The organism is Streptomyces sp. NPDC045967, assembly GCF_056430495.1.
Genome location: NZ_JBWKLE010000047.1, coordinates 1 through 2,915, shown reverse-complemented (window position 1 = coordinate 2,915; position 2,915 = coordinate 1). Strand labels below are relative to the sequence as shown.

3 protein-coding genes are annotated in these 2,915 nt (G+C 71.6%); all 3 read left to right on the top strand.

Features of this window, described 5'->3' with window-relative positions; all coding sequences use genetic code 11:
- A partial coding sequence (locus AC07FY_RS32975) for a vitamin B12 dependent-methionine synthase activation domain-containing protein (RefSeq protein WP_479014133.1) occupies nucleotides 1–999 on the top strand: 999 nt, incomplete at its 5' end.
- A 99-nt stretch (nucleotides 1,000–1,098) separates the two neighbouring features.
- Complete coding sequence (metF, locus tag AC07FY_RS32970) at nucleotides 1,099–1,965, top strand: methylenetetrahydrofolate reductase [NAD(P)H] (protein ID WP_479014136.1); 867 nt, start codon at nucleotides 1,099–1,101, stop codon at nucleotides 1,963–1,965.
- A gap of 219 nt (nucleotides 1,966–2,184) precedes the next feature.
- The coding region (locus tag AC07FY_RS32965; protein ID WP_479014130.1) for an adenosylhomocysteinase at nucleotides 2,185–2,915 on the top strand (731 nt) is incomplete at its 3' end.

The window sequence follows — 2,915 nt, the reverse complement described above, 5'->3', positions numbered from 1 at the left end:
CGCGCCTACGTCGAACAAGACCTCCACGACATCTACGAAGGCGAAGTCCGCTACGCCCGCGACGCCTTCGAGGGACTGCGCCTCATGGACGCCCTGATGGGGGTCAAGCGCGGGGTCCCGGGAGTCGAACTGCCGCCCCTGAAGCAGCGCCGCGTAGCCAGGCGGGAGACACCGCTCCTGGTCGCGGAGCCCGAGGAGGGCGGCCGGTCCGACGTGGCCGTCGACCGTCCGGTGCCCGCCCCGCCGTTCTGGGGCACCCGCGTGGTCAAGGGCATCCCGCTCAAGGACTACGCCTCCTGGCTGGACGAGACCGCCCTGTTCAAGGGCCAGTGGGGGCTGAAGGACGCCGAGACCGTCGAGACGGAGGGCCGGCCCCGGCTGCGCGGCTGGCTCGACCGGCTGCACACCGACGGACTGCTCGAGGCGGCCGTCGTGCACGGCTACTTCCCGTGCGTCGCCAAGGGCGACGACCTGGTCATCCTGGACGAGTTCGGCGGGGAGCGGACCCGCTTCACCTTCCCGCGCCAGCGCCGCGGCCGCCGCCTGTGCCTCGCCGACTTCTTCCGCCCCGAGGAGTCCGGCGAGACCGACGTCGTCGGCCTCCAGGTCGTCACCGTCGGCAGCCGGATCGGGGAGGAGACGGCCCGGCTCTTCGCCGCCGACTCCTACCGGGAGTACATGGAGCTGCACGGGCTCTCCGTCCAGCTGGCCGAAGCCCTCGCCGAGTACTGGCACGCCCGCGTCCGCACCGAACTGGGCATCGCCGCCTCCGACCCGGCCTCCATGCAGGGCATGTTCCGCACCGAGTACCAGGGCTGCCGCTACTCACTGGGCTACCCCGCCTGCCCCGACCTGGAGGACCGCGCGAAGATCGCCGACCTCCTCCAGCCGGAGCGGATCGGCGTGCACCTGTCCGAGGAGTTCCAGCTCCACCCGGAGCAGTCCACCGACGCGATCGTCATCCACCACCCCGAGGCCACGTACTTCAACGCACGCTGACTTCCACGCACGCTGAGACCGGAAAGGAACGATCCCTTGGCAGCCGTCATCGCAGAACGCCCCACCCTGGTCCGCCTCCGCCCGGCCGCCCGGCCCGGTGTGCGCGAGATCCTGGCCAGCGGTCGGCGCTCGTACTCCTTCGAGTTCTTCCCGCCCAAGACCGACGCGGGCGAGCGCACCCTGTGGAACGCGATCCGCCGCATCGAGGCGTTCGCCCCCTCCTTCGTGTCCGTCACCTACGGGGCGGGCGGCTCCTCGCGGGACCGCACCGTCGAGGTCACCAAGCGGATAGCCGCCGAGACCACCCTGCGCCCCGTCGCGCACCTGACGGCGGTCGGCCATTCCCGGGCCGAGCTGCGCCACATCATCGGCCAGTACGCCGACGCGGGCATCCGCGACGTGCTCGCGCTGCGCGGCGACCCGCCGGGCGACCCGAAGGGCACCTGGACCCCGCATCCGCAGGGCTTCCGCCACGCCCACGAGCTGGTCAGCATGATCCGGCAGCTGGGCGACTTCCAAGTGGGCGTGGCCGCGTTCCCCGAACGCCACCCGCGCTCCCCGGGTTGGACCGAGGACATCCGGCACTTCGCCGCCAAGTGCAGGGCGGGTGCCGACTACGCCATCACGCAGATGTTCTTCCACGTCGAGGACTACCTGCGGCTGCGCGACCGGCTGGACTCGGTGGGCTGTCTGACCCCGGTCATCCCCGAGATCATGCCCGCCACCGACGCGCGCCAGATCCGCCGCTTCGCCGAATTGAGCGACGCCCGGTTCCCCGACGCGCTGGCCCGCCGCCTGGAGGCCGCCGGAGACGACCCGGCCGAGGGGCACAAGGTGGGCGTGGAGTACGCGACCGCGATGGCCCAGCGCCTGCTGGCCGAAGGCGCCCCGGGCCTGCACTACATCACCCTGAACCGTTCCACCGCGACGCTCGAGATCCACCAGAACCTGGGCGTCACGTCCTAGGCCCTGTCGTCGAAGTCCCGCCTGGCCCGCGACGCCCGGCACCGCACCTCGCCGCGTGGTCGGGGCGCCCGAGTACGTCCCGTACACGGCCGCCCCTCCGTCGTGCGGTGCACGGCACCGGACGCCGCGGGCCCGACCGGCGCTCCTTCGACGACAGGACCTGGTTCCGCCCCGGCATCCCAGCCACGCCCCCGATATCCACCACCGGAGTAGCCCACCATGACCAGCCAGACCCCCGCCGGTTTCACCGACTACAAGGTCGCCGACATCACCCTCGCGGAGTTCGGCCGCAAGGAGATCACCCTCGCCGAGCACGAGATGCCGGGCCTGATGTCGATCCGCGCCGAGTACGCGCAGGCCCAGCCGCTCGCCGGCGCCCGGATCACCGGCTCCCTGCACATGACCGTGCAGACGGCCGTCCTGATCGAGACCCTGGTCGCGCTGGGCGCGGAAGTCCGCTGGGTCTCCTGCAACATCTACTCCACCCAGGACCACGCCGCCGCCGCCATCGCCGCCGCCGGCATCCCCGTCTTCGCCTGGAAGGGCGAGACGCTGGAGGAGTACTGGTGGTGCACCGAGCAGGCGCTGACCTGGCCCGGCGCCGCCGGCCCGAACATGATCCTCGACGACGGCGGCGACGCCACCCTCCTCGTCCACAAGGGCGTCGCGTACCAGAAGGCCGGCGCGGTACCGGACCCGTCCACCGCCGACAACGAGGAGATGGCGCTCGTCCTGCGCCTGCTCGCGAGCAGCCCGATCGACTGGGTCGAGCTGGCCGCCGGCATCCGCGGCGTGACGGAGGAGACCACCACCGGCGTCCACCGCCTCTACGAGATGCACCAGGCGGGCGAGCTCCTCTTCCCGGCGATCAACGTGAACGACGCGGTGACGAAGTCGAAGTTCGACAACAAGTACGGCTGCCGGCACTCCCTCATCGACGGCATCAACCG